Origin of the sequence: Cellulomonas septica, from assembly GCF_012396155.1 — a bacterium.
GTDB classification, from domain to species: domain Bacteria; phylum Actinomycetota; class Actinomycetes; order Actinomycetales; family Cellulomonadaceae; genus Cellulomonas; species Cellulomonas septica.
The window spans coordinates 1-4,858 of sequence record NZ_JAAXOY010000242.1; the positions used below are offsets into that span (position 1 = coordinate 1).

Below are 4,858 nucleotides of genomic sequence, written 5' to 3' on the forward strand. Positions count from 1 at the left end.
GGTCGGCGGTCTCGACGTGCTCGTCGTCGACCTCACGGGCGGGCTCGCGCCGTCGCTCACCGCGCTCGCCCAGCCGGGCAGCCGGGCCATGTCGACACCCGCGGCGACGTCGGTCGCCGCCGCCGGCGCGGTCCTCGACGCGCTGGTCCGCCGCGTCGACCTCGTGCAGATGGCACGCTCTGCGGGCGCGATGGACGCGCTCGGCGGGGACGACGCCCACCGGCTCCTCGTCGTGCACGACTTCCCGACCGCGTTCGACGACGCGGCCGTGGGCCGCCTGCGCTACCTCGTCGACGAGGGACCGTCGGCAGGCGTCCAGGTGCTGCTCACGGGCACGCAGAGCCCGGTCCACGAGGGCAGCCCGCTCGTCACGACCCTGTTCCGCGAGTCCGTGCGCCTGCCCGTCGAGCCCGACGACCACCTCGCCGACGCCTGGACGCACACGCAGTGGCGGTACACGCCCGACCTCGGCCCGGACGACGCGTCGGTGGTCGACGGCGTCCTGCGCGCCGCGGCCACGGACCTGCGCTGACCGTTCCACCCGGGGCGCCACCGGTCGGTCGACCGGGCCTGGCATCATGCGGCCGTGACCTCGTGGGACGAGCGCGACAGCGCTGACCTGGCACGCCGCCGCTCGCTGCTGTCGCTGCCGATGATCCCGCTGCGTCGGGACGCACGCCGCTGGCTGCAGCCGGAGGGCTGGCCGGACATGCGGCGGTGGGTGTACGACCCGGTGGCCGTCGGCGTCGGACCGGACGGGCGGGTGCTGTCACTCGTCCGCGACCGCGAGCGCGGTGACCGCCTCCTGCTGGACCGGACCGACGCGGCCGCGCCTCCCGTCGTGCTCGACGGCGCGGTGGACGCGACGTTCGTGCAACCGCTCCCCGGCGGCAGGGTCCTGCTGGTCGCGGCGCGTGCCCGCAGACGCGAGACCAACGCGCAGGTGTGGGACGCGGACGGGCGGCTCGTGACGGCCGGCTTCGTCGGTGACGCGATCGAGCACGTCCTCACGACACCCGCCGGGGCGGTGTGGATCGCGTACTTCGACGAGGCCTCCGACGACATCAGCACGCGCAGGCTCGTCCGCTTCGACGAGGACCTGCACATCCGCTGGTCGTATCCAGGTTCGGAGCGCGGCCTGCCGAGCCTGTTCGACGTGTATGCGCTGAACGTGAGCGGGGAGGCCGCCGTGTGCTACGCGTACACGGAGTTCCACCTGGTGCGCGCCGAGGGCGACGCGGCGACGGATCTCGGCGCGACGGGCGTGACGGGCGCGGCGGCCGTCCTCGTCGACGGGGAGCGCGGCGCGTTCGTCGGTGGCTACGGTGCCGACTTCGACGTCGTCACGCCGTTCCGGCTGCGCCCCGACGGGATCGAGGTCGGCGAGCCCGTGGGCCGTCTTGTGATGCCCGACGGGCGGGAGCTCCGGCGCAGGAGGCTGACGGCGCGTGGTGGCGAGCTGCACGTGGTCGGGGAGCACCGGCTGCTGCACCAGGTCTCGCTCGACGACCTGCTCGACGGCCCCCGGCACTGAGCCCCTGTCGTCCCTGGCTGCCGCGCACGGCGGCCCGTGCGACCGAGCGCGTCCGAGCACGGCGGAGGGCGTAGGTTCAGCGCCGTGGAGGCGCACCAGGTCGACGAGCGCGACACGCAGTGGGAGGTAGTCGACGCGACGTACCGCGTCGTGGTCGTCACGGAGGGCGGGACGGCGTTCACGACGTTCGACCTGTCGGGCTGCACCGCGGCCGACGCGCTGCGGTGGGCGGCTGACCGCCCCGGCGCGGAGCGGTCAGCCGTCGCGGTCAGGCTCGTCGACTCGGGCGGAAGGCCCGGGATCGTCTGGCTGACACCGCCTCCCGAGTCCGCGGCGGTCGACCGGCGGCGGTGAGGACGGGCGGCCCCGTCGCGTGGCTCAGCAGAGTCGGACTCGTCCCAGCGCCGAGTTCACCGCGGCGGTGTAGGCCTCGTACCCGTCGGCCGTCGGGTGGAACGCCGCGGGGTCGGTGGGTCCGAGGATCCACGGGTCGGGCGCGTTCGCGCCGTGGTCCGTGAAGCGCTTGCGGACGTCGACGGACTGGAACCCCGCGCGGTCGGCCGCAGCCGAGATGACGGCGGCGAGGGTGTCCGCCGCGGTGTTGAGCGCCGTGAGCTCGGCCACCGAGGCCGCGAGGTAGGCCCCGTGCTCGGGCGAGAAGAGCCGCGGGTACCCGGTGACGACGACGCGGGCGTCGGGTGCGGCCGCCGCGACCTGCGCATACACGGTGTCGAGGAGCGCGGGGAGCTCGCCGCGGATGCGCGCGTCGACGAGGGCGGTCGCACCTGCGCACTGCGCGTCGGTGCCGCCGAGGCACGCGACGACCGCGGTCGACCAGCCGACGTCGTTGCCGCCGATGCTCAGGGTCACGAGGTCGGTGTCGGCGTCGAGCGCGGCGAGCTGGCCGCCCGTGACGAGCGAGACGGTGGTCGCGCCCGCGCAGGCGACGAAGTCGTCGAGCCGGAGGCGGTGCCGCCCGTCGAGCTGCACCGGGTAGGCCGCCTCCGACCGTCCGCACGCGGTGTAGGGCGGGACGCCGTAGCCCGAGGCGTACGAGTCGCCGAGCGCGTCGTAGACGACGCGGTGTCGTGGCCCCGCGGACGCGGTCGTCGCGACCGAGCCGACGAGGAAGAGCGCGGCGATCACCGTCAGGAGCGCGGACGTCGTCGTCCGCCGTGGACGCGTCATGAGTGTGACGGTAGTCACATCAGCGCCGCGCTGCGCGCCGCGGCACGGGAGGTCAGCCGCGGCGCACCGCGTACCGGGTCCAGACGGTGCCGTTGCCGAAGGCGCGCTGCTCGACGAGGTCGAGGTCGAGCCGCACGTCGTCGGGCCAGAACCGCAGGCCGCCGCCGACGGACACGGGCGCGACGTACGGCTGGACCTCGTCGACGATCCCGGCGCGCAGGGCGTGCGCCGCGAGGGTCGGTCCGTCGATGGTGACGTCGTGGTCGAGCGCGTCGACCCGGGCACGCACCGCGACGGGGTCGAAGGTGCGCTCGACCGTGGTCCGCCGGGTCGTGGGGGCGTCGAGGGTCGTGGAGTAGACGACCTTGTCGGCGGCCTGCCAGACCTCGGCGTAGTGCCGGACGAAGTCCGGCGGGTCGGGGGTGTCGAGCGCGGTCTCCCAGAACGACATCGTCTCGTACATGCGCCGGCCGTAGAGGTAGGTGCCGACGGACCGCGACTGGTCGGACACGAAGTCGTGCAGCACGGGGTCGAGCGCGCCGCCCCAGTCGCTGCTGCCGTCGGTGTCGGCGGCGTACCCGTCGAGCGAGGTGAACATCGAGTAGATGAGCTTTCCCATGCGTCGAACGTAGGGCCGCCGGGGCCTCTTGACAAGATTTGTTGTCAAGCGCGACGGTGGTGCCATGCAGGACGTCGAGGTCATCGAGGACGCGGAGGCTGCGGCCGCCGCGCTGGACCCGGTCCGGGCACGGCTGCTCGCCGAGCTGGCCGTCCCGGCCTCCGCCGCCGGGCTCGCCGCCCGCGTCGGCATCACGCGCCAGAAGGTCAACTACCACCTCAAGGCGCTCGAGGCGCACGGGCTGGTCGAGCTCGCCGAGGAGCGCCGGCACGGCGGCATCACCGAGCGGGTGCTGCAGGCGTCGGCGGCGGCGTACGTCGTCTCCCCCGCGGCCGTGACGGTGTCCGCGGCCGATCCCGACAAGAAGGCCGACCACCTCTCGGCCGCCTACCTCGTCGCGCTGGCCGGTCGCGTGGTCCGCGAGGTCGGCACGCTCGCGCGCCGCGCCGGCGCGTCCGGCAGGCGGCTGCCCACGCTCACGATCGACACCACGATCGGCTTCCGGTCGGCCGCGGACCGGGCGGCCTTCGCCGACGACCTCACCGCCGCGGTGCTCGAGCTGGCCGCGCGCTACCACCACGACGACGGGCGCCCGCACCGGCTCGTCGTCGCAGCCCACCCCCTGCCCGCCCCCCACCCCCTCACCGAGGAGACGAGCTCATGACCACCACCACCACGCCGGACGTCCCGTACCGCCTGGAGTTCAGCGTCGAGGTCCCCGGCACGCCCGAGCAGGTGTGGCAGGCCATCGCCACCGCGACGGGCATGAGCGGCTGGTTCACGCAGACCGAGCTCGAGGAGCGCGAGGGCGGCGCGCTGCGCTTCGTCATGGGCCCCGAGATGGACTCGGTCGGCCAGGTCGTGCGCTGGGACCCGCCGCACCGCCTCGTCTACGAGGAGGACTGGGCCCGCCTCATGGGCAAGGACCCCGACGCGCTGAGCCCGCTCACCTCCGAGTTCGTCGTCGAGGCCCGGTCCGGCGGCACGTGCGTCGTGCACGTCACGAGCAGCGGGTTCGGCATCGGCGCCGACTGGGAGTCGGAGTGGTGGGACGACCTCGGTGCCGAGTGGCGGCCGTTCTTCGACAACCTGCGCACGTACCTCGCGCACTTCCCCGGCCAGCAGGCGACGCACCTCGACGTCACGGCGTCGCACCCCGGCGACGTCCCGGCGGTCTGGACCGCCCTGCGCGACGGGCTCGGGCTCGCCACGGAGGGCGAGACGATCGACGTGCGCGGCTCGACCGGTGTCGTCGAGCGGGTGGGCGAGAAGCAGGCGCTGGTCCGGCTCACCGCACCCGTGCCCGGCGTGCTCAACGTCTACGCGTACGGCGAGGGCGACGGGAAGGCCACCGCCGGCGTGCGCGCGTTCCTGTTCTCCCCCGACGCCCCGGACTACCTGCGACGCGAGGAGCCGCGCTGGCAGGCCTGGCTCGACGAGCTCGCCGTCCCGGCCTGATCAGCGCGCGCGTGCCGCGGCGGCGCGGGCGGCGGACTCGACCCCGGCCCGGTGCTCCG

At 74.6% G+C, this 4,858-nt stretch carries 6 protein-coding genes and 1 pseudogene; 5 read left to right on the plus strand and 2 right to left on the minus strand.

The window, feature by feature from the left end; translation table 11 throughout:
* The 3 genes and pseudogenes from HGA02_RS10560 to HGA02_RS10570 form a co-directional block, all read left to right on the plus strand.
* Positions 1-532: pseudogene (locus HGA02_RS10560) on the plus strand (TerD family protein); the annotation flags it as partial.
* A gap of 54 nt (positions 533-586) precedes the next feature.
* Positions 587-1,534, plus strand: a complete 948-nt coding sequence (locus HGA02_RS10565) for a hypothetical protein (RefSeq protein WP_168678970.1) — start codon at positions 587-589, stop codon at positions 1,532-1,534.
* An 84-nt stretch (positions 1,535-1,618) separates the two neighbouring features.
* Entirely contained in the window at positions 1,619-1,888 is a 270-nt protein-coding gene (locus tag HGA02_RS10570) for a hypothetical protein (protein ID WP_168678971.1), read from the plus strand.
* Between the two features lie 24 nt (positions 1,889-1,912).
* Here the strand turns inward: HGA02_RS10570 and HGA02_RS10575 are convergent, their stop codons facing one another.
* Positions 1,913-2,722 (minus strand): SGNH/GDSL hydrolase family protein, encoded by an 810-nt coding sequence (locus tag HGA02_RS10575; protein WP_168678972.1) that lies wholly within the window; start codon positions 2,720-2,722, stop codon positions 1,913-1,915.
* A gap of 52 nt (positions 2,723-2,774) precedes the next feature.
* The gene (locus HGA02_RS10580) at positions 2,775-3,341 is read right to left on the minus strand and encodes a dihydrofolate reductase family protein (protein ID WP_168678973.1); all 567 of its coding nucleotides are present in this window, start codon (positions 3,339-3,341) and stop codon (positions 2,775-2,777) included.
* Positions 3,342-3,405: 64 nt separating this feature from the next.
* Between HGA02_RS10580 and HGA02_RS10585 the strand changes: the two genes are divergently transcribed.
* Positions 3,406-4,005 carry an ArsR/SmtB family transcription factor gene (locus HGA02_RS10585; protein WP_168678974.1) on the plus strand — a complete coding sequence of 200 codons (600 nt, stop codon included), beginning with the start codon at positions 3,406-3,408 and terminating at the stop codon, positions 4,003-4,005.
* Entirely contained in the window at positions 4,002-4,799 is a 798-nt protein-coding gene (locus HGA02_RS10590; protein ID WP_168678975.1) for an SRPBCC family protein, read from the plus strand. Before HGA02_RS10585 ends, HGA02_RS10590 begins: the two co-directional genes overlap by 4 nt.
* Positions 4,800-4,858 lie beyond the last annotated feature (59 nt).